Origin of the sequence: Nioella sp. MMSF_3534 (genome assembly GCF_030732985.1) — a bacterium.
Lineage (GTDB): Bacteria > Pseudomonadota > Alphaproteobacteria > Rhodobacterales > Rhodobacteraceae > Nioella.
This window is the reverse complement of sequence record NZ_JASHJX010000011.1, coordinates 66,920-89,980: the sequence shown is the minus strand read 5'-3', so window position 1 is coordinate 89,980 and position 23,061 is coordinate 66,920. Positions and strand designations below refer to the sequence as shown.

The following is a 23,061-nucleotide window of genomic DNA, read 5'->3' as shown; positions in this document are numbered from 1 at the left end:
GGTGGCACTGGGGGCAGGCTCTATGAAGGTGATGCCGGTCAGAAGGAAGGCCCCGCAGATCAGGAAGGCCGAGACCGTGACGCCCATGGCCAGCACCTGGTTGCTCAGCGTCGGCCCGGCCCCGCCCCCTGCATCAGCGGCGGTAAACCCGGTCAGGCCCGTCGCCACGAAATGCATCGTGAAGACCGCCAGCCCGAAGCAGGCGGTGCCAAGCAGGATGTTGCGATGCGTGCGGCTGTCATAGGCCACCCAGATCGCCAGCACCGACAGCAAGACCGATGCCACGGTCGCGATCGCGACATCCACAGCCGTGTAGACCGGCCTGCACAGCTGCATCCCGGCCATTCCCACGTAATGCATCACCACGATACCCAGCCCCACGATCGTGCCCGCACCGACTATGACCGGCAAAGACCGGGCGCGGAAATGCAGCAACAGCAGCGCCAGCCCCACCATCAGGATCGCGATCAGGGCCGAGGCGAGCGTGATCAGCGCGTCATAATAGAACAGGATCGGCAGTTGCAGCCCCAGCATCGCCACGAAATGCATCGACCAGATGCCGCCGCCCAGAACCACTGCTGCCAGCGCCACGATGATCTTGCGCCTTGGCCGGTCCAGCCGCGACGCGCCATGGGTCAGGGACAGCCCCGTGAAGCCTGCCATCAGGGCCACGGCCAGAGAGGCCGCAACAAGCCAGCCATTATGTGTGTAGTCGAGCATGATGTCCCTGCACCCTCCCCGGTGCTGGCGGCAGGCTAGCAAACTGGTGGGGGGCGCGCAATTTGCCAGATGGAGTCAGCCTTGCGCAAATGCCCCGGCGATCCAGTCCCAGGTGTTTTTCGCGGACTCTGGCATCAGCAAATATGTGCCGAGGGAAAAGAGCGGGGCATCAGCGATTTCATACAGCCCCGTGGCATCGGTTCGGACCGCGACCAGGGACCGGGGCAGATAGACCGATCCGCCCACTTCCAGCAAGTAGTCCAGCGCGGCGCTGGCGGCGTTGAAGGTGGTCCGGGCAGTGCCTGCGTCGTGATATTCCTCGCCATGGCTGCGGCGGAAATCCTCGCCATAGTCCACGAAGATGTAATTCGACCCGCTGCGAACGGGCGTATCGGGCCGGTCGGAATAAAGCGCCAGTTCGTCGGCAGGCAGGGGCAGCACCGTCTGGCCCTTGCGCGCCACCGGGTCGCGGGTCAGGCACAGGTCGATCTGGCCGGTCGCGGTCCATCTGTCCAGCACCTCGGGGCTGCCGTGATAGACGGACAGGGCGATATCTGGCTGACGCGCGCGGATCATGTCGAAGATGCGCTTTCCGCCAATCGGCCAGAGCTCTGGCGTGCAGCCGAAGTTGCAGATCATGTTGACGCCCGTGGGCAGTCCGGCCTCCAGCTTGGCCTGACGCCACAGCCCGATCATGATCTGGGCGTAGTTCAGCAGCTTGGTGCCCGCAGGCGTCAGGGTCACCCCGGATTTCTGTCGGTTCAGCACCGTCTGGCCCAGGTCTGCCTCCAGCGCCTTCAGCCGCATGGTCACGGTCGATTGCGTCACATGCAACCGTTCCGAGGCGCGCACGAGCGATCCGGTTTCGACGATGGCAACAAAGGTTTGCAGGGCGGCGAGGTTCACGGTGCTATACTTCAAGATAGTTGAATTTATCGCTTAAAATAATTCGTTATACAAATATGATGGAATCTGCAACTCTCCCCTTACGCGAAACAGCAGAGCAAGGGAGGTTGCGATGCAGGGAACGCCCCCATCATCCGCCGTCGCGCGGTCGGATTTCATCACCGCCATGCGCCGCGTGGCCGCCAGCGTGACAGTGGTCACGACCGATGGCACCGCAGGCCGTCACGGCGCGACTGTCAGCGCCTTTTCCTCGGTTTCCGCCGACCCGCCGACCGTTCTGGTTTGTCTGCATGCCAAAAGCCGCATCGCGGCGGCGGTCGAGGCAAACGGGCGCTTCTGCGTCAACGTGCTGCCCGATCACAGCGACAGCATTGCCGACCGCTTTGCCGGGGCCCATGACCGCGAGATCGCGGACAGGTTCACAGGGATCCCCTGTCAAGGTGACAAGGGCATGCCACCGCAGATCGATGGCGCGACCAGTTTCGCCTGCACCATCGACAATGTGGTGCAGTCCGGCAGTCATCTGGTGGTCTTCGGCCGGGTCGAGGCCGTGGGCCATGGCGACCGCGAACCGCTGACCTATCTCGACGGCGCCTATCACCGCGTCACACCGAAAACCGTTCAAACCATGGGGGCCGTCAACTGATGGGCGCTTTGCAACGATACGACATGCTGATCGGCGGGGACTGGGTGCAGGCCACGGATGCCGCGCGTTTCACCAGTTTCGACCCGGCAACCGGCGAGGACTGGTGCGAGATCCCCGAGGCGACACCCGAAGACGTTGACCGCGCGGTGCGCGCGGCCCATGCGGCGCTGGATGGCCCCTGGGGACAGATGACACCGACCGAGCGCGGCAAATGCCTCGGTCGGCTGGCGGATCTGCTGGCAGAGAATTCCGAACATATCGGCCGGATCGAGACCCGCGACACCGGCAAGATGTTCAAGGAAACCCGCTGGCAGGCGAGTTACATCGCGGAATTCCTGCGGTTCTATGCAGGTGCTGCCGACAAGATCCACGGTGAGACCCTGCCGATCGACAAGCCCGACATGTTCGTTTTCACGAACCGCGAACCGCTTGGCGTGATCGCCGCCGTGATCCCGTGGAATTCGCAGATGTTCCTCAGTGCCGTGAAGATCGGCCCGGCGCTGGCCACGGGGAATACGATTGTCCTGAAAGCGTCGGAACATGCCTCCGCCCCCCTGCTGGAGTTCGGCAAGCTGGTGGCCGAGGCGGGCATTCCCGATGGCGTGGTCAATATCGTCACCGGCGGCATCGCCTGCGGCGAGGCGCTGACGAAACATCCGCTGGTGGCGCGGATCGCGTTTACCGGCGGGCCAGTGGCCGCACGCCATATCGTGCGCAATTCGGCGGAAAACTTCGCGGAAGTGTCGCTGGAACTGGGCGGCAAATCCCCCTTCATCGTCTTCGACGACGCCGATATAGACAGCGCCGTGAACGGCTCGGTCGCGGGCATCTTCGCGGCCTCGGGGCAAAGCTGTGTCGCTGGATCACGGCTCTACCTGCACGAGGATATCGCGGACGACTTCCTCGCCCGCATGGTCAAGATCGCCCAAGGCATTCGCATCGGTGACCCGCAGGCCGAGGAAACCGAGATGGGGCCGCTCTGCACGCAAGGGCAGCTCGACCACATCACGCGGCAGGTGGCGCTGGCTGAGGAAGAGGGCGGCACGGTTCTGGTCGGTGGCAAACGTCCCGAGGGGCTGGCGGGGCTCTACTTCCAACCCACCATCATCGACTGCCCGCGCAATGACCTGACCATTGTCGATACCGAGCTTTTCGGCCCGGTGCTTGCGGTGCAGCGCTTCCGCACCGAGGAGGAGGCGCTCGCGCTTGCCAATGACACGGTCCACGGCCTCGCCGCCGGTATCTTCACCCGCAACAACGCCCGTGCCTTGCGCATGTCCAAGCGCATCAAGGCGGGCATTGTCTGGGTCAACACCTACCGCGCGATTTCCCCGATTGCAGAATTCGGCGGCATGAAAAACTCTGGCTACGGGCGCGAAAGCGGCTTTCAGGCGCTGTGGGATTTCACCCGTCCCAAGACTGTCTGGATGAACATGTCCGAAGACCCGATCGCCAGCCCCTTCCAACCCCGTTGAGGATCACCCCATGAAATTTCACCTCGCGATCAACCTCGAACGCATGACCCCTGAGACCGACATCCGTCAGGTCCGCGATCACACGCTGGACATGGTCAAGATGGCCGACGAAGCGGGCTTTGAGATTGCCTGGGCCGCCGAGCACCACGCGCTGGAAATGACCATCGCGCCCAACCCCTTCCAGATCCTGACCTGGTGGGGCGAGCATGCCAAGAACATCCGCCTTGGCGTGGGTGTCGTGAACGCGGCCTACTGGCACCCGATTGATCTGGCGGGCGAAGCGGCGTTCCTCGACCTCACCAGCGAGGGGCGGCTGGAGTTCGGCATCGGATCGGGCGCCTATCAGCGGGAGTTCGACCGCATGTTCCCCGGCCTCGATCAGAAAGATGGCTGGCGTTACATGCAGGAAATGCTGCCGGTGGTGAAGGAGCTTTGGAAGGGCGATTACGAGCATAACGGCACCTACTGGAACTTCCCCAAATCGACCTCCTGCCCGAAACCCCTGCAGCAGGACGTGCCGATTTGGGTCGCCGCCCGCGCGCCCATTACCTTCGATTACGCCGTTGAGCATGATTGCAACATCATGAGCTGGCCGCTGACCATGCCGATGAGCGAGGCGGAAACCTATCGCGGGCGTCTCGATGACGCCATCGCCAGGAATGGCGGCAAATTCAACGGGACCTGGGCGATGATGCGCCACACGGCGGTGTATGAGACCGAGGAAGACCGCCAGCGTGCGCTCGATTCCGTCCGGGTGCAACTGGCCATGTTCGGCAATCTCATGACCAAGACCGGCGAAGTGCATAACGGCTTCCCCGACACGGTGAACGCGGAAGAACTGGAGGGCAATTTCCGCGTCGATCCGGTGATGCTGGAAGAAAACCTGATGTTCGGCACGCCCGAGACCGTCATCGAGAAGCTCAAGCTCTACGAGGCGCTCGGCGTCGATGCCTTCATCTATTACGCCTCCATGGGCATGGACATGGACCAGCAGAAGGAGAGCCTGAGGCTCTTCATCGACAAGGTCATGCCGGCCTACGCCTGACCCCCAGAAACGAACGCGAACAGGACCAGAGAAAATGGCTGTAGAAATCCGGCGTGTGCTCACGCTGACCCAACTGACCCATGTGGAAGAGGGCCGCGAAGTTCCCGAGCCCACGCGCATGTTTGCCGCGATGGCCGTGATCCGCAACCCGTGGTTCGGGCGCGGCTTCGTGGAGGACATGAAGCCCGAGATCCGCGAACACTGCCCCGTCATCGGCAAGCTTCTGACCGAGGAACTGTTGCGCCTGTCGGGCGGGTCCATCGAAGGGGTCGGCAAGGCCTCCATCGTGGGCATGGGTGGTGAGGTGGAGCACGCGCAGGCGCTGACCCATTCGCTGTGGTTCGGCAACCAGCTGCGCGAGGCGATCGATGCCAAGACCTATCTGGTGTTTTCGAACACCCGAGGCGCGGCGGGCTGCACCATCACTATCCCGATGATGGACAAGGACGATGGCGGGCGGCGGTCCCACTACCAGACGCTGCAAACCACGATCCCAGATGCGCCTGCGGAGGATGAGATCATCGTGGCACTTGGCGGCAGCCTCGGCGGACATCCCCATCACCGGATCGGCAACCGATATGAGGATCTGGAGGAAATGGGCCGCTCCGTCGATAATCCGGCGGGGGTGTAAGCGATGGCAATCGCACCTGATGGTACCGCCTATGACCTGACGGGCCCCGAAGGCGCGCCGGTGGTGGTGCTGATCCACGGTCTGGGGCTGACGCGGGCGACGTGGAAGGATCACGTCCCTGCCTTTGCCGACCGGTTCCGGGTGCTGACCTATGACCTTTGCGGCCATGGGGAAAGCGCCCTACCGGTTGAAACCCCGAGCCTCACGGTTTTGTCGGAACAGATCGTCCGGCTGCTGGATCATCTGGGCATCCAAAAGGCCGCGCTCGTGGGCTTTTCCCTCGGCGGCATGATCAACCGGCGCTTCGCGATGGATCATCCCGAACGGGCTACGGCGCTGGTCATCCAGAACTCGCCGCATGAACGCAGCCCCGAGGCGCAGGCGCTGGTGGAACAGCGCGCGCGGGATACCGGGGCAGGGGGGCCTGCCGCGACCATCGAGGAGACGCTCAGACGCTGGTTCACGCCGGGGTTTCTGGACAGCGACCCGGATACTGTGAACTGGGTGCGGGACACCGTTCTGGCCAATGACCCCGACAATTACACCGGCCATCGCTACGTGCTGGCCGGCGGCGTCACCGAACTGATCCGGCCCACACCGCCCATCACCCACCCCACGCTGGTCATGACCTGCGAGAATGACACGGGCAGCACACCGGCCATGGGCCACGCCATCGCGAGCGAGATCGAAGGCGCAGAGACCATCATCGTGCCGCGCTTGCAGCATCTGGGCCTTCTGGAACGGCCCGGGCTCTTCACCGGCCCGACAAGGGATTTCCTCATCCGCCACGCGGGGTGAGGACAGGAAAGGACACAGGACAATGACGAAACTGACAGGCGGACAGGCGGCGGTCGAGGCGCTGAAGGCCGAGAAGGTGGATCATATCTTCGGGCTCATCGGCTCGGCCACGATGGAGATGTTCGATGCGCTCTACGATGCGCCCGAGATCAACTTTATCGGGGTGCATGACGAACGCACGGGCACCCACATGGCCGATGGCTTTGCCCGCGCCAGCGGCAAGGCGGGTGTGGTATTGGCGGGCCAGAACGGGCCGGGGGCCACGAACCTCGTGACCGGTCTGGCGCAGGCCAAGGCGGCCTATTCGCCGGTCGTGTCCATCGCCGGGATGCTCTCCTCTGGCCATATCTACCGCGATGCCTTTCAGGAGGTCGACCAGCAGGCGCTGTTCGCGCCCATCACCAAGAAGACCTGGACCGCGACCGGCACCGACCGGGTGCCGGAAATGGTGCGCGAGGCCTTCCGCGTGGCGCAGGCGCCCCGCAAGGGGCCGGTGCAGCTGAACCTGCCGCGCGACGTGCTGTCGGGCGAGGCCAATTTCGACCCGATGCCGGGGCCGGAGACCTATGCTCACTCCCCCGCCGCCGGATCGGACGACGCGATTGCCAAGGCCGCGGCCATGCTGCGCGGGGCCGAACGCCCGGTGATCGTCGCAGGCGGCGGGATCAAGATGACCGGGGCGACCGACGAAGCGCTGGCGCTGGCAGAGGTGGCGGGCTGTCCCATCGTGACCTCGCCCGGCCATGGCGACGCACTACCCTTCGGCCATCCGCTGAACGCCGGCCAGATGGGCCCGCGTGGCAACCCGGTGGCATCAAGGCTGGTGAAAGAGGCCGACGTGATCCTCGCGCTTGGCACGCGGCTTGGCTTCAATTCCACCTTCTATAGCTACGACAACATCAACCGCGACGCTGCGATCATCCAGATTGAGCAGGAAGCGACCGCGATCGGGCGCTATTTCCCCTCGACCCTTGGCATCCTGGCCGATGCGCCAACAGCCGCGCGGCAACTGGTGGCGGCGCTGGCCAGGATCGACGACCGCAAACTGGCGGAGGACTGGACGGCGGCTTACAAGACCGAGCGACAGGCCTATCTGACGAAGCGCGACGCGGATGCGGATGTGGCGACGCTGCCCATTCAGCCCTCGGGCCTGTTCAAGACGCTGCGCGACGTGCTGCCGAAAGAGAGCGCCCTGACCATGGATGCGGGCACGCTGTGTCTGCAGGCCACCGACGCGATGAACTACTGGCAGCCGAAAAGCCTCTTCACCCCGCTCGATTTCGGCCTTGTCGGCTTTTCCTTCGCTGCCGGCCTCGGCGTGAAACTGGCCATGCCCGACCGGCCGGTCATCAGCCTGATGGGCGACGGCGGTTTCGGCATGACGGTGTCGGAACTGTCCACCGCCGTCGATTACGGCATCAACACCGTGACCGTGGTCATGAACAACGGCTGTTGGGGGGCGGAAAAGGCCTATCAGCGCGATTTCTTCGGCCAGCGCTATATCGGCGCCGATATTTCCAGCCCGCCGTTTGACAAGCTGGCGGAGCTTTACGGCGCACGCGGTTTCAAGGCGGAAACGCTGGACGAAACCGCCGATTGCATCAAGGCCGCTCTGGACTGCGGAAAGCCAGCCGTCATTGACGTGTCGGTTGACCCGGCGGCGCTCTATTCCTTCCGCCGCGACAGCTTCAAACACCGGGGAGGGTGAGGGACTGGGACGGGTCGGGATGCCTAAGCCAATGCGCAAAGGACCGGGCAGGGTCGGACAGCCCAGGTGGCGAAAAATGGACGCGCAGGCCACCGGGGGCGTCCATGTCCCACGGGCCGATGGCTGTCAGAGCCCCGCTGGCCAGATGCGGAGCGACCACGATTTCCCAACCGAGCAGGATACCCTGCCCAAGCCGGGCGGCCTCGATCGCGATGGCATAGCTGTCGAAGGTTGTTTTCGGCTTTGGCGGCGTGTCGATGCCATGGGCCTTCAGGAAATCCGGCCAGTGCAACCAGTCGCGCCGCGTGGGCGCGAATTCCAGCAGCGGAAAATCCAGCAGGTCGCGCAGGTCTGGCTGCGGGGGCAGGCGTTGCAGCATCGACGGCGCGCAAACCGGAAATACCCGGTCCGTGGCAATCAGCCAGCTTTCCTGCCCCTGCGTTTCGGGGCGCCCGTGCTGCACCGCGACATCGAACTGACCGGCAAAGGTTTCGGGTGGGCGGTTTGACGACAGGACCTGAACATTGATCCCCGGATGCTCGCCTTCGAACTCCATGACCCTGCGATTCAGCCAGCTGGTCGTCAGGCTGTGGTCGCAGAAGACCGTGACGCTTGGGGTTCTGCCCTCGTGTATCGTGGCCTCGACCGCATCGCAGATCATGTCCAGCGCGCTCGGCAGGTCCGCGATCAGGCGTTGCCCTGCCGAGGTCAGGACAATGCCCTTGGGCGTGCGGTTTGCCAGGTTTTGCCCAAGGAAGTCCTCCAGCTCTCGCAATTGGCGGCTGACGGCGGCCTGGGTCAGGCCAAGCGCGTCAGCGGCAGCGGTAATGCTGCCGGTCTTCGCAACCGCCACAAAGGCGACAAGCCGGGACGTGGAGGGCAGGAGTCGGCGATATTTTCTCATAACATTTGGTAATGCAGTTTGACAGAATTCCTCAATATAAATGCTGGGTCCCTGTCCCTAAGCTTTCAACAAAGTTGTCGGGAACGGCCATCTGCGCAACGGATGGTATCCGGGCAACGGACATGATCAAGCTGAGGGAGAAGCCGACTATGGATGTCGCGAAAATCACACCGGCCATTGGCGCAGTCTTGACCGGGGTCGACCTGTCTGCCCCGCTGACGCAGGCCATGGCGGATGCGCTTTACGCGCAGTTGATGGACCATCAGGTGATTTTCCTGCGTGGCACCGATCTTTCGCCTGCCGCGCATCTGAAGCTTGCCGAAAGCTTTGGCCAACTGGACGAGCCGCACCCGCTTTATCCGCATGTGGAAGGATATGAGCGGATCGTGAAACTTGAAAACGACAGCGGCGCGCCGCCCGATACCAACACGTGGCACACCGATCTGACCTTCAAACGGGTTCAGCCCTTTGCCTCGATCCTTGTGGCGCGGGTCGTGCCGGAGGTGGGCGGCGATACCATGTGGTCCAGCTGCTACGCCGCCTATGACCGCCTGCCCGAGGGGATGAAACAGGATCTGGAGGGGCTGGAGGCGATCCACGACATGGGGGATTTCCGCAACTCTTTCCCCTCCAAGGAACAGCTTGACAGCGCCCTGCCGCGCTTTGGCCATATGATCCGGCCCCTCATCGGCAGGCATCCGGTGACCGGCCGCAAGTTCCTCAACTTCAACGAGGCGTTTGTCACGCATATCCTGGATCTGCCAACGAACGCCGCCAATTCCCTCAAGACCTGGCTGACCAATCACATGAACAAACCCGAAGATCAGATGCGCTGGCGCTGGCAGGCCGGTGACATCGCTATGTGGGATAATCGCTGCACCATGCATTATGCGGTGGCCGATTACCTTCCCGCCTATCGCTGCATGAACCGCGTGACCGTCATACGCGACGCCCGAGCCCCGGAGGACTGAGAAAGACCATGACTGACAAAAAATATCTCTACACCGAAGCGCAACGCCAATCCGATGACTGGAACCCGGTCTGGGACAAGATGGCCGAGATGGACCCGGAGTATCTGGAAGGCTTCCTGCATTTCCGGTCTGTCCCGCAGAACCACGGGCCGCTGGAGCAGAAATACAAGGAACTGATCTTCATCGCGATCAACGCGGCGACAACGCATCTTTGGGCGCCGGGCGTGCGGCGGCACATCCAGAATGCGCTGCGCGCAGGGGCCACGCGCGCGGAAATCATGGAGGTGATCCAGCTGACCACCATCATGGGCATTCACGCCATGACCATGTCCACCCCGATCCTTGAGGAGGAGCTGGCGAAGTTCGAGGAAGAGGCCTCGTTCTGACACTTCCGGGTGCAAAAGCTTGATAGAAGGCGGTTTCGCTGCCATTAGAAGGCGAACGCCGCCCCTCATGCCCCGGAAAGACCCGATATGAGCCAGACCATCTACATCCTGAACGGCCCCAACCTGAACCTGTTGGGCCAGCGACAGCCGGAGTTGTACGGCCATGACACGCTGCAGGATGTGGAACGCAATTGTGCGGCAGAGGCTTCGGGCTTCGGGGTCGAGGTCAGGCAAATGCAATCGAACCACGAGGGCCAGTTGGTCGACTGGATCCACGAGGCGCGTGACCAGGCCGCCGGAATCGTGCTGAATGCCGGGGCCTATACCCACACGTCGATTGCCATCATGGATGCGCTGAACACGTTCGAGGGCCCCGTGGTCGAGGTCCATGTCAGCCAGATCCACAAGCGCGAAAGCTTTCGCCACACGTCATATGTGGGCCTGCGGGCGGATGCGGTTCTGATGGGGTTCGGCATCAATGGCTACACGCTGGCGGTGCGCCATCTGTGCGAGATGCTGACGGGCAAGAAGTAGGGCGTAAACATCCCCCGCGAGGGCAGGGGATGCAGTTCTTTGCGGCGTGAATGCCGGTTCAGGTCGAGACGTGGCTCACATCCTTGTCGGGCGAGTAGATGTCGAGGATGTTCCAATGCCCGGTCGTGGGTGTCGGGTTGTTGATCATCGCCACATCCAGAACCGTCGGTTTGCCGCTGGCAATCGCCGCCTGAAGGGCGGGCAAAAGCTCATCGGCTGAAGTCACCCGCACCCCTTCCGCGCCATAGGCTTGTGCAATCTCGGCGTAGCCCGGCCCGTTCGTGGGCGCGGCGGCGGTGCCGGGGAAGGTGGTGCCATAGGTCAGCCCGTAATGCGCCTTTTGCAGCCCCGCGATGGTGCCAAACGCGTTGTTGTTCATCACCAGCCAGATGATGCCCAGATCAAGCTCCACCGCCGTTGCCAGCATCGAGGGGTTCTGCCCGAACCCGCCATCGCCCACGAGGCTGAGAACCACCCGGTCGGGTGCGGCCAGTTTCGCGCCGATGGCGGCGGGCGGGCCAAATCCCATGGTGGCAAAGCCGCCCGGCGTCAGGATCGTGCCCGGCGTCAGAATGTCGAACTGCTGACCCACGCCGTTCTTGTTCCAGCCCACATCGGTGGTGATGATCGCATCTTCGGGCAGCGCCCTGCGGGTGTCGGCCAGAATGCGTTCGGGCATCATGGGGAAAGCCGGGCTCTCTGCCATAGCGGCGTTCGACGCCTTGAAGGCGGTGCGGAACTCGGCGATTTCGGCCTTCTTTTCGGGTCGTGCAAACCCGTCAGGATACATCTCTTTCGCCACGCGCGTCAGCACCCGCAGCGCCGCCTTGGCATCGGCCACCACGCCGATCTCGGTCGGGTAGTTGCGGCCGATCTCCTGCGGTTCGATGTCGATATGGATGACCTTCGAGCCGGGGATGTTGAAGGTGTAGCCGGGATACCAGCTGGAACAATCGGCCTCCTTGAACCTTGTGCCGACGGCAAAGACATAGTCTGCATTCAGGCAGGACTGGTTCACCAGTTCCGTCCCCCAGAACCCGGTCATGCCCATGACCAAGGGGTGATCGTCGCGCAGCGCGCCTTTGCCCATCAGACTATGCGCCACGGGCAGGCCCATATGCTCCACGAACTCCCGCAACTCCTCGCTCGCCTTGGCCAGCAGGATGCCGCCGCCCACATAGGCCACGGGGCGATCCGCCTTGGCCAGACGTTCGACAATCGACCGCGCGGTGTCATCGTCGATCGAGGGTTTCACAAGCGCGCGGGTGTTGTCCCTGATCCGGTCGAAACTGTCCGCCGGGATGCGCTGGCTGAAGATGTCCATCGGAACATTCACCAGCACCGGGCCGGGCTGGCCGCTTTCGGCCAGATGGAACGCCTTTTCGAGGATCTCGGCCATCAGGTCGGCCCGGTCCACCCGCCAGGCGCGTTTCACGAAGGGGCGATAGATTTCCCACTGGGCAGCATCGGCATGCAGGTTGACCTCCTGATGCGGGTGCTTGCCATAGTAGTGGGTCGGAATATCGCCCGCGATCACCACCATGGGAATGCAGTCGAGCGCCGCATTGGCGACCCCGGTGGCGCAATTGGTCAACCCCGGCGACAGGTGCGACAACACCACCGAGGCCTTGCCCGTCACCCGCGCATAAGCATCCGCCGCGTGGCTCGCGATCTGTTCATGGCGCACGGTGACGAAGTCGATGGGGCTTTCGGCGAGGGCCGCCAGCACCGCGATATTGGTATGGCCGCAGAGGCCGAACACATGGCGCACCTCGCGCCGTTCTAGAAAGTCGACGATATGTTCGGCGACGGTCTTGTGCTCAACTGCTGTGCCGTCCATCACGCGACCTCCTGCCCGAAGAACTCACCGAACAGTTCCTCCTCCGAGGGACGATCCTCTGGGATCGGGCGGCTGACCCAAGTGTAGTTCATCATGTGTTTCATGGTGACATTCTCATTGGTGATGTTGCCGCCCCAGATTCCGCAACCAAGGCTGGAGGTCATCGGCATCCCGTTTGTCCAGGCACCCGCGTTGGCCTTGGATTGCGGCTGGCGGACCATCATGCGGCTGACAGGGGCCAGACGGGCCAGCGCGTCGATATGGTCGTCATTGTGGCTGTAGATGCCGCAGGAATGGCCCTTGCCGCCGGTCTCGTAGATGGCCCGCACGGTTTCCAGCGCGTCATCGAAGGTCTCGAAGTGGTAAAGCGCCATCAGTGTGGTCAGCTTCTCCTTGGAAAACTTGTGTTCCGGCCCGATCTGGCCCTGATTTTCGACCATCAGGAACTTGCGATCCTCGGGGATCGAGAAACCGGCCACCTCGGCGGTTTGCTGCGGGCGGCAAGCGATGGTGGGGAAGGTGCGGTTGCCCTTTTCGTCCCACATGGCCGCCTCGAGCAGGGCCTTTTCCTGCGCGTTGCACAGATACCCGCCCTCGGCCTCCAGCGCCTTGACCATGGCGTTATAGATCGAGCGCTGGATGATGATGTTGCCATCCGCCGAACAGCCGGACCCGAAATCGGAGGTCTTGGAAATCCGGGTGTTCGCCGCGGCAATCTCGATATCCGCCGTCTCGTCGATGACGATCGAGGAATTGCCCGCGCCGACGCCATAGGCCGGACGGCCAGAGGAATAAGCGGCCTTCACCATCGGTTTGCCACCGGTGGCAAGGGTCAGGTCGCAGACCTCCATCAGATGCTGGGTCATGGGGATCGAAGGCTTGCGGATCGACTGGAACAGGTCCTCGGGTGCGCCCACGGCCCGGCAGGCGGCGCGCATCACCTCGACCATTTCATAGGTCGTCTGAGCGGTGCGGGGGTGGGGGCTGAAGATGACGGCATTGCGGGCATTGGCCGAGGACACGCCCGTGACCGGAGGCGTCATTGCCGGGTTGGTCATCGGGATGAGCGAGGCAATAACCCCGGCAGGCTTTGCGTATTTGACCAGCCCTCTGGCCTCGTCCACCTCCACGACGCCGGTCGAAGGGGTGCGCAGCACGTCACGCAACACCATGTGGATCTTGAACCGCTTGGCGGGCCGCCCGTCGCGGTCGCCGATGCCGCTTTCATCGACCCCTTGCTGCGCCAGCCGGGTAAAGGTCTTCTCGTTTCCGGCATACCATGCAATCGCCTGAGACAAGCGGTCCAGGTCTTTCTGGCTCCAGTCTTCGATCTCTGCCATTGCCGCACGGGCGCGCGATAGCATGTCAGCCACAAGCTGTCGGTCGTCTTCAGTCAGGTCTTTGCCCATGATGGCCCTCGTTGTGTGTGTTGGCTTGCGCCAGAACAGGATCGGGGTGCAGCCGTTTCGACCGGGCTGTCCCGAAGGTGCGTTTTGCCTGGATCAGACAGCGGCGGGCGTGTTCTTCGAGCCCGAGCTCGGCCACGCGGCTCTGATTGGGAAGTTCGATGGAGTAGTCGACCGGAGGCATCCGTTCGATGATGCCGGTGAAGTCTATCCAGCCCTCGCCGGGATAAAGCCGCGCATCGCGGGCCAGCTGGATCATGCCCTCGCGCGTGTCGGCGATGCCGGGCAGGCAGTCGGAGATGTGGAGGAAATGCAGCAGCTCGCTCGGCACATGCAGCAGCTCGCCGATATCGACGCGGCTGAGATGCAGGTAGAGCGTGTCGACGAGAATGCCGCCATTGGGCCGGTCCGCTGCCCGCACGATATCGAGCGCCTCATCCAGGGTTCTGAGCCGCGAGAAGGAGGGAAACTCCAGATCGACACTCAGCCCGTATTGCGCGGCGATATCACAGGTTTCCCCGTAGCACTCGACCAGGAAGTTCCGGTCATCGCGGTCGCTGGTCCAGGCGCTCATGATCAGGCGTTTGGCCCCCAATTCGCCACCCAGTTCCAGCGACGGTTCAAAGCTTTTGGGGTCGCAGTCGTCGGTGATCCGCGCAAGCTCGATGTCCAGAACCTTAAGCCCGGTCGTCTTCAGCGCCAGCTTGGTGGCCGCCACCAGCGCCTTGTCCTCGGGCCGGTTCGCAAACTCGCCGGGCACATGCATGGGGATGAAGCGCGGGCTGACCGCGTCATATCCCGCCCGCGCCGCGATATAGACCAGCTCGGGCGCGGAACAGTCGATCAGCGTCAGATGGGCCAGCGAATAAAGCGGCTCTGGCCGGGGCGTTTGGTCTGTCGTCGCCATCGCTGAAGCTCCGCGGAATCATGATACAGGATTGTATATATGTGGTGAAAAGAAAAATATATGACATTTTTAAAATCATCAATCATTTTGCGAGGGCAAATCTTTGCCCGCTTGTTTTGCGCATTATTTACAATGAGTTGGGAGGCGTTGTTTGCGCGCCATCCGACTTGTGGCGACGGGCGCGACAGCGCTTCGAGCAACATCGGATCGCGTTGAGATCGCGCAACTGTTCGAAGGCCGCGCGCGGTGAGGGCGCGGCTGCATGCGGTCGATCTGGCCTCTTCGCAGGGAGGCTGCGGTTAGCTGGTGACGTCCTTGGGCTGGTATTCCGGAAGGAATTTCGGCGGCATCGGCCCCTTGTTGCGGCCACCTTGCTGCATCTGTTCCCAGCCATGGGCCAGCACACCGACGGACCGCGACAGGCAGAACAGCCCGCGCGACAGGGGCGGGGGAAATCCCAGTTCGCAGAAGATCACCGCCGTGGCCCCGTCGATGTTCATCGCAATCGGACGCCCGCCGCGCTGGCGGCCAAGCTCGTCCTGCACGGCCTCGCCGATCACGGCGAAGCGACCGTTGACCGTGCCTGCGGCCGCAGCCTCACGCACCAGCGCCATAAGGCGCGGCGCGCGTGGATCGACGGGTTTGTGAAAGCGGTGGCCAAAGCCCGAGACGATCTTGCCATACTCGGCCCGCCAGACATCGAGCCCGTCGCGAACCGCCTGATCCAGACCCGCGCCCGCATCAATCCTGGCAGCGATATCATAGTACAGCACGGCGCATTGTTCCCCCGCGCCGCCATGCACGTCACCAAGCATGTTCACACCCGTGGCCATCACGTTGTTCAGCCCCACGCCACAGGTCGCGGCCATGCGGGCGGCAGCGATCGAGGGGGCCTGCGGCCCGTGATCGACCCCCGCCACGAGGGCGCATTCGAACAGCGCGGCTTGCTCTGGTGACGGCAAGTCGCCGCGCAGCATCAACCAGATCATCTGCGGGAAACTGACAGTCCCGATCAGGTCCTGAATGGGGTGCCCGCGAAAGGCGATCTTCCCCGGCTCCATGTCGATGATGGAAGTGCGCCACCAATGGCGGATCTCGTCTGCGTCGGTCATCTGGGGGTATCCTTAAGAATCTGCTGAAACCATATCAGATGCGGTCAGCCTGTCGAACTCAGCGGCCATACGGTCGGCATCCGCCTGCTGACCGGTGATGATCTGAAAGGCCTGTGCGGCCTGATGAATGGCCATGCCGGCCCCGGTCATTGTGCGGCATCCCATGGCCCGCGCAATCCGTAGCAGCTCGGTTTCCAGGGGGAAGTACACGATATCCGACACCCAGATATCGGGGCGCAGACAGTCGACGGCAATCGCCGTGCCGGGATAGGCGTCCATTCCCATGGGCGTGGCATTGACCACACCGCCCACGTCGCGCAGCGCCGCAAGGTCAAGCGTGTCGGGCGCGCGTAGGCGGCACGCGGGGTATTGCGCCGCAAGCCTGTTCAGCAATGCCCGCGTCTGGTCTGGCTCCTTGCTGAAAACGGACAGCGCCCGCACGCCAAGCGCAATCAGCGCATGGGCCACCGCGGCCCCCGCGCCGCCAGCCCCAAGCAGCAGGACATGATCCATTCCCGCACCCGGCAAAGCGGCGCGAAAGGCTGTGGCAAAGCCGCTGATATCGGTGTTGTGCCCGATCCGGCTGCCGTTGTGGAACTGGACGGTGTTCACCGCGCCAATCGCCCTGGCCTCCGGCGAGAGCTGGTCCAGCAGGGGCAGTACCTGCACCTTGAACGGATGGGTGATATTGAGGCCCCGAAAACCTGCCTGTTCCGCGGCGTCGATCATCTGGGCAAGGCTCTGGCTGCGATAGGGGGGCAGGGCGGTGTCCATCCGGGCGTAGCGGTAGTCTAGGCCATGGGCGCGCCCTTCGGTCTCGTGCATCGACGGCGTGAGCGACCCCGCGATTCCGTGCCCGATCAACCCGGCCGTCATGGCGTGCTTTGGGCTCATCTCAGGGGCATCCCGGCGGGGCGCAGCAAACGGCTTTGCGCCGCGATGCGCACAGGCGCGTTGCGCGCGCCATAGCCCGTGTAGCCGTTCCGGCGTTCAACGATCTCGAAGAAAAACCCGCCAAGGATCGGCAGGCTGTAGATCTGAAAGAACTCTCCGCCGTCAGTGCGGGAATACAGGATGTTTCCGTCCTTGAGGCGCGCCACCATGGCCGCGTCTAGATCGTAGGTTGACTGGATATGAGCGTAGTAATTGGCGGGAATGGCCAGTCGCTGAAAACCGGACGCGGCCAAGAGGGCGGAGGTTTCGAAGATATCGTCGCTCAGAAGCGCAATATGCTGCACGCCCGCGCCAAATTTGTCGGCGATGAAGGCACCGGCCACGGTCTGTCCCGGTTCGGTGCCGTTCAGGTTGAGCCGGATCTCGCCTTCTGGGGTCTGGATCGCCTGCGAATGGACATGGCCTGCCGGGTCGTGCACATCCACAACGGGCGATTTCCGCATGTCGAAGGTTGACAGGTAGAACAGCAGCCAGCTCTGCATGTCCTCGTGGCGCATGGTCTGCGCCACGTGGTCGATCCTGCGCAGGCCCGCGGGTTGCGTGGTCTCGGTGCGGGGGACGGGCAGGAATTCGATGTCCCAGACCCGGTGCAGGTCGGATTTCTCGTCGATGAAATGCACGACGCTTCCGCCGACGCCGCGCACGGCGGGGATGTCCAGCTCTCCCGCGCCCACGGGCTGAGAGAACAGCGACCCGCCAAGTCCCGTTGCCCGTTTGGCGGTCAGCGTCGCATCCTCCACCCGCAGACCCATGTCGCAGACGGTTGGGCCATGGGCGAGGAAAGCGGAATGGGCAAAGCCGCTTCGTTCGGTGTTGATGACGATATTCACCGCACCTTGCCGCCACAGCTCGACCGATTTGGTCCGGTGCTGGCGTTCGCGCCGGAACCGCATGGATCTCAGGGTTTTCCGCATGTCGTCGGCGCTGCGTTCATCGGCGGCAAACTCGATGAATTCGAACCCGGTTGCGCGGACCCGTTTTGGCAGGGCGGGGATGTCGAAATTCATTCCCGGCTCGGGGCTGTCCACCTCGTCCAGCAGGTTCAGAAGGGCGCGATAGGCGTCGGAGGCCACGGCAGCGGGGCCGTTCCTCGTTGCGACGTCATTGGCGGTGGCGATGGACCAGGGGCCGGAATAGCCTGCCCGCGCCAGAACCCGGACGAAGCCTGCAAGGTTCAGATCCCCCTGACCGGGCAGGATCTGGTAGTGATGCGCGAGATATTGCAGGCCCATATCGAGTTTCGGGGCGTCGGACAGCTGCACATGGAAGACCTGCGCGCCGTTGAGGCCGCCCAACCGGGCAGGGCGGGAGCCATCGGCGAGGGAATTGAGGCTGTTCAGCCCAAGCCCGAGCGCCTTGCTGCCGATCTCTGCGATCATTTCCGCCGCATCATCCTCTCGGGTCAGGGTGCGTGCCCATGGCAACGCCTGAAAAGCCGCTTTCACCCCGCGCGCTTCGGCCCGCGCGGCAAGTTCACTCAGGTCTTCTAGAATCCGATCCCGTTCCGGGTTGGCTTTGGATGAGGAGGAGGCGCGGACCACCAGAAGATCCGTCCCAAGCGCGCCCATCCGGTCGAACACACGCTCCAGCCGGTCAAAGGCCGCAACTCGCGCGGGACCGTCCAACCCCTCCAACCCGTCGAAGGCCAATAGCGCCGAGATGGTCAGCCCGTGGTCGGTGGCAAGCCCGGCCAGATCGCGGGCGCTGCCCTCGTAACCGGTGAAATCCGGCTCGGACAGGTCGATGCCATTGAAACCGGCCTCGGCGATGGCCTTCAGTTTCTGCGGGACGTCACCGGGGACGGCAGAGGTGGCAATTGTCAGTGGCATGGCGTGGCCCCTCAGCCTCCGTATCCAAGCAAGCGTGGCAGGAACAACACCAGATCGGGGAACAGGATCAGCAGCAGAAGCGCCCCGATCAGAACAGCGAGGAAGGCCCAGATCTCGCCGATGATCTCTTTCAGCGCGATGCCCGTTACGGCGTTGATCACGAACAGGAGGATGCCATAGGGCGGCGTGATCAGCCCGATCATGGAATTGACCACCACCAGAACTCCGAAATGCACCAGGTCGATGCCAAGTTCCCGGCAGGCGGGAATGAACAGCGGCACGATGACAAGGATGATCGTCGTGGCGTCCAGCACACAGCCTAGGGCGAGAATCAGCAGGTTCACCAGCAGCAGGAAAACCAGCGGGTGAATGTCGATGCCGACCAGCGAATTGGCGACCATGGCGGGGATGTTTTCCGAGACCACCACGAAATTCAGGATCAGCGCGCCACCGATCACAAGGCCAACAGCGGCAGAGGACCGGGCGCTTTCGACAAAGATGTTGTAAAGCGCGCGCAGCGACAGGGCGCGGTAGAACAGCCCGGCCAAGAGCAGCGCATAGAGCGCGGCGACGGCAGCGGCCTCGGTCGGGGTCGTGACCCCGCCATAGATGCCGTAAAGCAGGATGACCGGCATCAGAAGGGCAGGGAAGGCATTGGCAGTATGCCGGGGCAGTTGCTTCAGCGGCACCGGTTCTTCCAGCGCAAAGCCGCGCTTCGATGAGATGTAGTAATTCATCGCCATCAGCACGACGCCCATGATCAACCCCGGCACGATCCCCGCCAGAAACAGCGCCCCGATGGAGGAGTTGGACACCAGCGCATAGAGTACCATGGGGATCGACGGCGGAATGATCGGGCCGATCGTGGCCGAGGCAGCGGTGATCGCGGCGGCATATCCGGGGGCGTAGCGGCCGCCCTTGGTCATCATCTGGATGATGATCTTGCCGATCCCGGCGGCATCCGCGACAGCGGAGCCGGACATGCCGGAAAAGATCAGCGAGGCCACCACATTCACATGGCCAAGCCCACCCCGGAACCGGCCCACGGCGGCCACACAGAACTGTAGCAACCTGTCCGAAATGGTGCCCGCATTCATGATATTGGCGGCAACGATGAAAAGCGGCACAGCGAGCAGGATAAAGCTGCGGTAGAGCCCTTGCAGGATCTTCTCACCGGCAAGCGCGAGGTCCAGCCCGGCAAAGCCCAGATAGACGAGAGAGGCGAGGATGATCGCATAGCCAATCGGCGTACCGATCCCGGCCAGAACGAAGAGCGTGACGAGGCAGGATGCAAGCTCAAAGCTCATGTCGCGTCCTCCCCGTGGCGGATATGGGGCGGTTCGGGGTCGTGGCCCGGAATCTCGTGGTCGTCGTCGGGCGGGCCATTGCGCAGCACGTCGACAAAGCGCCAGGCGTAGCGGGCGATGATGACAATCATGAAGATGGCGTAGACGGAAAAGATCGTGCGCAGCGGAATGCGGTCACCGGTGAAGGGGTTTTCCACGGTCGAGGTGCGTCGCATGCGCATCCAGTCGATATAGTCCCATGTCGGCAGGAAAGAGATGCCCATGCCGATGACGATGGCCGCGGCGGCGGCCAGCGCCAGCACCTGACGCACGCGGTGCCCGCCTGCGAGGTAGAAAATGTCGAAAGTCACGTGGTCGCGTTCCTTCACGATGAAGGCGCAGCCGAAAAAGACGATCCAGACCCAAAGGATAAGGCACAGTTCCAGCGTCCAGCCGAACGGGTTCAGCATCACGTAACGGGAAAAGATCTGGATCAGGAAAGTCAGGAACATCGCCGCGAGCATCATCGCGGCGATGAATTCCGTTCCGTGGGTGAACCACTTGCGAAGCTTGTTCAGCATGAGACGACCTCCGGAACGGAATGATGTGGTTGGGGACGATTAGTTGCCCAAAGCGTTGATTTGCTCAAGCACACCCTCGGGCCAGGTCTCGGCAAATTCGCTGTCGAGATAGGCCGCCTGCACCGCCTCGCGGAACGCGGCGGTGTCGGGCTCGTAGATCGTCATGCCCTGCTCTTCGAGGAAGGCGACCAGTTCGTCCTCCAGCTGAAGCTGACGCTGGCGTCCCAGTTCGGCGGCGTCATCGGCGGCCTGCTGGACGATGGCTTGCTGTTCCGCATCCATGCTCTGCCACACGGCCTCGGAGATGGTGATGTAGTTCAGGTCGACGAGATGCGAGGTCAGCACGATCTGACAGGTCACTTCGTAGAAGCGCGCGTCAACCACGGTCGGCAGCGGGTTGTCCTGCCCGTCCACGGCGCCGGTTGAAAGGGCGGTGTAGACTTCAGAGAAGGACATCGGCGTCGGCGCTGCGCCAAGCGCACGGCCCAGGAACTGCCAGGCATCGGTGCCGGGCATCCGCAGGTTCACGCCTTCCAGATCGGCCGGGGTGTTGACGGTCAGCTCATCGGGGCACTGGCGCAGGTTCACCTGACGGCGGCCCAGATACATCACCGACAGAAGACGCGCGCCAAGATCGTCGATCACGCGCTGCTGGAACGGCGCGAACAGCGGGTCATTGAAGACGGCAACCTGGTGGGCGGCGTCCTGATGGACATAGCCTGCGGTGAAGATCGAGAACTCGGGGAAGAACTGCGCCAGTTCCTGCGCCGAGGAGATTGTCATCTCAAGGTTGCCGCGGCTGATCGCCTCCAGCTCGGTGCCCTGCGCGAAGAGTGTCGCGTTATAGGCGGGTTCGTAGCTGGCAAAGCCCGACACGGCGGGGCCGAAGACCTCTGCCATGGCAACGGACCGCTGGTCGGTTTCCGATCCGGACATGGACAGCCGCAGCTGGATCATGTGGCCATCCGCGAAGGCGGCGCCCGATGCGCTGGCCAGAAGGCCCGCGGCAAGAGTTGCCGACATGGCGGCTCTGCGTGTGAAGTTCAGTTTCATGATGTGTCCTCCCTGACACGAGTTTTGCTGGATGGTCAGCGGTTTGGGTAGTGCCGCCCGCAACAACCTTGGCTGTGCGTAAGGGGCGTGGTGAATGTCTCTTGCCTGCTGTCTCTCGTCATATGGCCAACCCGACAGAGGGCGTGTCCGCAAAGGTTTCCGGCACCTCCGCCTGTCCGGTCAGCGCGGATTTCTGGATGGCTTCGATGACGCTGAGCGTCCGGGTGCCTTCCCGGCCAGAGACCAGCGGCTCCGCCTCTCCGGCGATGACCGACAGGAAATGCGCGATCTGGTTTTCCAGCGGATCGGAGGAGGGGCGGGAAACAGTGGTCGCGTTGATCGGCTCCCACCAGTCACGTCTGCCGGTCTGGTTCCACAAGGTGCAATCTGGCAGCGACAGCGACGCCTCGCTGCCACCGATCAGGTAGCAGCTTTGCGACGTGGCCGGATAAACCGGGTATTCGCGCGCGGTCAGTTCCCAGCTCCAGGGTGCAACGATCCCGTCGGACAGGGTCACCGTGCCGATAGCGCCGTTTTCGAACCGCATCACCGCACCGGCCACTTCTTCGTTCTCGAAACCGCGGCTCGACGGGGCGGTCTGCGCCTGAACGCTGACAATCTCTCCGCAAAGATGGCGCAGAAGGTCGATGTCATGCACCAGGTTGACCGAAATCGGCCCGGCCCCTGTGCGGGTCCGCCAGGGGGCGATGTCGAAATAGTGGTCGGGCTTGTAGAACCAGCATTGCGAATGCACCGCGCGGATCGCGCCGACGGCCCCGCTGTCGATGATCTGCTTGGCCTTCTGGACCAGCGGGTTATGGCGGCGGTGATGGCCGACGAGCAACGGCACATCCGCCTGTTCTGCCGCCCGTACCAGTTGCATGGCGTCCTTGGCGCTGGCGGAGATCGGCTTTTCGACCAGCACGGCACAGCGGTTGCGAATGCACTCCAGCCCCTGATCCACATGCATCAGGGTCGGGGTGGACAGGATGACCCCATCGGGATGGTCGGAGGCAAAGAGCTCCGCAAGGCTGCCGTGGCAGGGAATTCCGTGCTGTGCAGCATACTGGCGGGCCTCGTCACTCGGGTCGACGATAGCGGAGACATCCGCGCCCGGATTGCGCCAGATGGCCTCTGCGTGACGCCGGCCGACCAATCCCGCGCCGACAATCGCAATGCGTGTCGGGCCATTCATGGCTTTGCGCGTCCCGTGTCAGGGCAATCTCTGCGTGTGGGTGTCATGTCGTCCGCTGATGTCACGTCTGTTCTGTTCCGGTCTGTCGCAGGGGCATTGCGCCCTGTTCTTGTTTGTCGAATCGACGATAGAGGTGTTAGCAGATAAAATCAATAATATAGGATATTTTGAAAA

At 63.1% G+C, this 23,061-nt stretch carries 22 protein-coding genes; 9 read left to right on the top strand and 13 right to left on the bottom strand.

Features of this window, described 5'->3' with window-relative positions; translation table 11 throughout:
- A partial coding sequence (locus RBB16_RS06870; RefSeq protein ID WP_306045461.1) for an MHYT domain-containing protein occupies positions 1–720 on the bottom strand: 720 nt, incomplete at its 3' end.
- Positions 721–795: 75 nt separating this feature from the next.
- On the bottom strand, positions 796–1,626 hold the full coding sequence (locus tag RBB16_RS06865; protein ID WP_306045460.1) for a LysR family transcriptional regulator: 831 nt from the start codon (positions 1,624–1,626) through the stop codon (positions 796–798).
- A 112-nt stretch (positions 1,627–1,738) separates the two neighbouring features.
- Here RBB16_RS06865 and RBB16_RS06860 point away from each other — a divergent pair, with 112 nt between their 5' ends.
- Genes RBB16_RS06860 through RBB16_RS06835 form a run of 6 tightly spaced genes read left to right on the top strand, consistent with a single transcriptional unit; the run spans position 1,739 to position 7,929 of the window.
- Entirely contained in the window at positions 1,739–2,272 is a 534-nt protein-coding gene (locus tag RBB16_RS06860; protein ID WP_306045459.1) for a flavin reductase family protein, read from the top strand.
- Positions 2,272–3,747 (top strand): aldehyde dehydrogenase, encoded by a 1,476-nt coding sequence (locus RBB16_RS06855; protein WP_306045458.1) that lies wholly within the window; start codon positions 2,272–2,274, stop codon positions 3,745–3,747. The genes RBB16_RS06860 and RBB16_RS06855 overlap by 1 nt, the downstream gene beginning before the upstream one ends.
- 10 nt (positions 3,748–3,757) lie before the next feature.
- A complete protein-coding gene (locus tag RBB16_RS06850) occupies positions 3,758–4,792 on the top strand; it encodes an LLM class flavin-dependent oxidoreductase (protein WP_306045457.1) in 1,035 nt (344 codons plus the stop codon).
- Between the two features lie 34 nt (positions 4,793–4,826).
- Positions 4,827–5,423, top strand: coding sequence for an amino acid synthesis family protein (locus RBB16_RS06845; protein ID WP_306045456.1), 597 nt, complete (start codon positions 4,827–4,829; stop codon positions 5,421–5,423).
- A gap of 3 nt (positions 5,424–5,426) precedes the next feature.
- Positions 5,427–6,221, top strand: a complete 795-nt coding sequence (locus tag RBB16_RS06840; RefSeq protein ID WP_306045455.1) for an alpha/beta fold hydrolase — start codon at positions 5,427–5,429, stop codon at positions 6,219–6,221.
- Between the two features lie 22 nt (positions 6,222–6,243).
- Positions 6,244–7,929, top strand: coding sequence for a thiamine pyrophosphate-binding protein (locus tag RBB16_RS06835; RefSeq protein WP_306045454.1), 1,686 nt, complete (start codon positions 6,244–6,246; stop codon positions 7,927–7,929).
- On the opposite strand, the gene RBB16_RS06830 is transcribed toward RBB16_RS06835, so the two are convergent.
- The gene (locus RBB16_RS06830) at positions 7,910–8,833 is read right to left on the bottom strand and encodes a LysR substrate-binding domain-containing protein (RefSeq protein WP_306045453.1); all 924 of its coding nucleotides are present in this window, start codon (positions 8,831–8,833) and stop codon (positions 7,910–7,912) included. The two genes, RBB16_RS06835 and RBB16_RS06830, sit on opposite strands and share 20 nt — an antisense overlap.
- Before the next feature lie 149 nt (positions 8,834–8,982).
- On the opposite strand from RBB16_RS06830, the gene RBB16_RS06825 reads away from it, so the two are divergent.
- From RBB16_RS06825 to aroQ, 3 genes are all read left to right on the top strand, one after another.
- On the top strand, positions 8,983–9,804 hold the full coding sequence (locus tag RBB16_RS06825; protein ID WP_306045452.1) for a TauD/TfdA family dioxygenase: 822 nt from the start codon (positions 8,983–8,985) through the stop codon (positions 9,802–9,804).
- Positions 9,805–9,812: 8 nt separating this feature from the next.
- Entirely contained in the window at positions 9,813–10,190 is a 378-nt protein-coding gene (locus tag RBB16_RS06820) for a carboxymuconolactone decarboxylase family protein (RefSeq protein WP_306045451.1), read from the top strand.
- A gap of 87 nt (positions 10,191–10,277) precedes the next feature.
- On the top strand, positions 10,278–10,724 hold the full coding sequence (gene aroQ, locus RBB16_RS06815) for a type II 3-dehydroquinate dehydratase (protein WP_306045450.1): 447 nt from the start codon (positions 10,278–10,280) through the stop codon (positions 10,722–10,724).
- A 58-nt stretch (positions 10,725–10,782) separates the two neighbouring features.
- Here the strand turns inward: aroQ and RBB16_RS06810 are convergent, their stop codons facing one another.
- The 10 genes from RBB16_RS06810 to RBB16_RS06765 form a co-directional block, all read right to left on the bottom strand.
- Positions 10,783–12,564, bottom strand: a complete 1,782-nt coding sequence (locus RBB16_RS06810) for a thiamine pyrophosphate-binding protein (protein ID WP_306045448.1) — start codon at positions 12,562–12,564, stop codon at positions 10,783–10,785.
- The gene (locus RBB16_RS06805; protein WP_306045447.1) at positions 12,564–13,973 is read right to left on the bottom strand and encodes an aldehyde dehydrogenase family protein; all 1,410 of its coding nucleotides are present in this window, start codon (positions 13,971–13,973) and stop codon (positions 12,564–12,566) included. Before RBB16_RS06805 ends, RBB16_RS06810 begins: the two co-directional genes overlap by 1 nt.
- Complete coding sequence (locus RBB16_RS06800) at positions 13,954–14,877, bottom strand: sugar phosphate isomerase/epimerase (RefSeq protein WP_306045446.1); 924 nt, start codon at positions 14,875–14,877, stop codon at positions 13,954–13,956. Before RBB16_RS06800 ends, RBB16_RS06805 begins: the two co-directional genes overlap by 20 nt.
- A 299-nt stretch (positions 14,878–15,176) precedes the next feature.
- Positions 15,177–15,989 carry a citryl-CoA lyase gene (locus RBB16_RS06795; RefSeq protein ID WP_306045445.1) on the bottom strand — a complete coding sequence of 271 codons (813 nt, stop codon included), beginning with the start codon at positions 15,987–15,989 and terminating at the stop codon, positions 15,177–15,179.
- Positions 15,990–16,001: 12 nt separating this feature from the next.
- Positions 16,002–16,883 carry a shikimate dehydrogenase gene (locus RBB16_RS06790; protein ID WP_306045444.1) on the bottom strand — a complete coding sequence of 294 codons (882 nt, stop codon included), beginning with the start codon at positions 16,881–16,883 and terminating at the stop codon, positions 16,002–16,004.
- Positions 16,880–18,772 (bottom strand): bifunctional sugar phosphate isomerase/epimerase/4-hydroxyphenylpyruvate dioxygenase family protein, encoded by a 1,893-nt coding sequence (locus tag RBB16_RS06785; RefSeq protein WP_306045443.1) that lies wholly within the window; start codon positions 18,770–18,772, stop codon positions 16,880–16,882. The genes RBB16_RS06790 and RBB16_RS06785 overlap by 4 nt, the downstream gene beginning before the upstream one ends.
- 11 nt (positions 18,773–18,783) lie before the next feature.
- Positions 18,784–20,079: a TRAP transporter large permease gene (locus RBB16_RS06780; protein WP_306045442.1), complete on the bottom strand. Its 1,296-nt coding sequence runs from the start codon at positions 20,077–20,079 to the stop codon at positions 18,784–18,786.
- Entirely contained in the window at positions 20,076–20,639 is a 564-nt protein-coding gene (locus RBB16_RS06775; RefSeq protein WP_306045441.1) for a TRAP transporter small permease, read from the bottom strand. Before RBB16_RS06775 ends, RBB16_RS06780 begins: the two co-directional genes overlap by 4 nt.
- A 39-nt stretch (positions 20,640–20,678) precedes the next feature.
- Positions 20,679–21,692 carry a TRAP transporter substrate-binding protein DctP gene (dctP, locus tag RBB16_RS06770; protein WP_306045440.1) on the bottom strand — a complete coding sequence of 338 codons (1,014 nt, stop codon included), beginning with the start codon at positions 21,690–21,692 and terminating at the stop codon, positions 20,679–20,681.
- A gap of 118 nt (positions 21,693–21,810) precedes the next feature.
- Positions 21,811–22,887, bottom strand: a complete 1,077-nt coding sequence (locus RBB16_RS06765) for a Gfo/Idh/MocA family oxidoreductase (protein ID WP_306045439.1) — start codon at positions 22,885–22,887, stop codon at positions 21,811–21,813.
- Positions 22,888–23,061 lie beyond the last annotated feature (174 nt).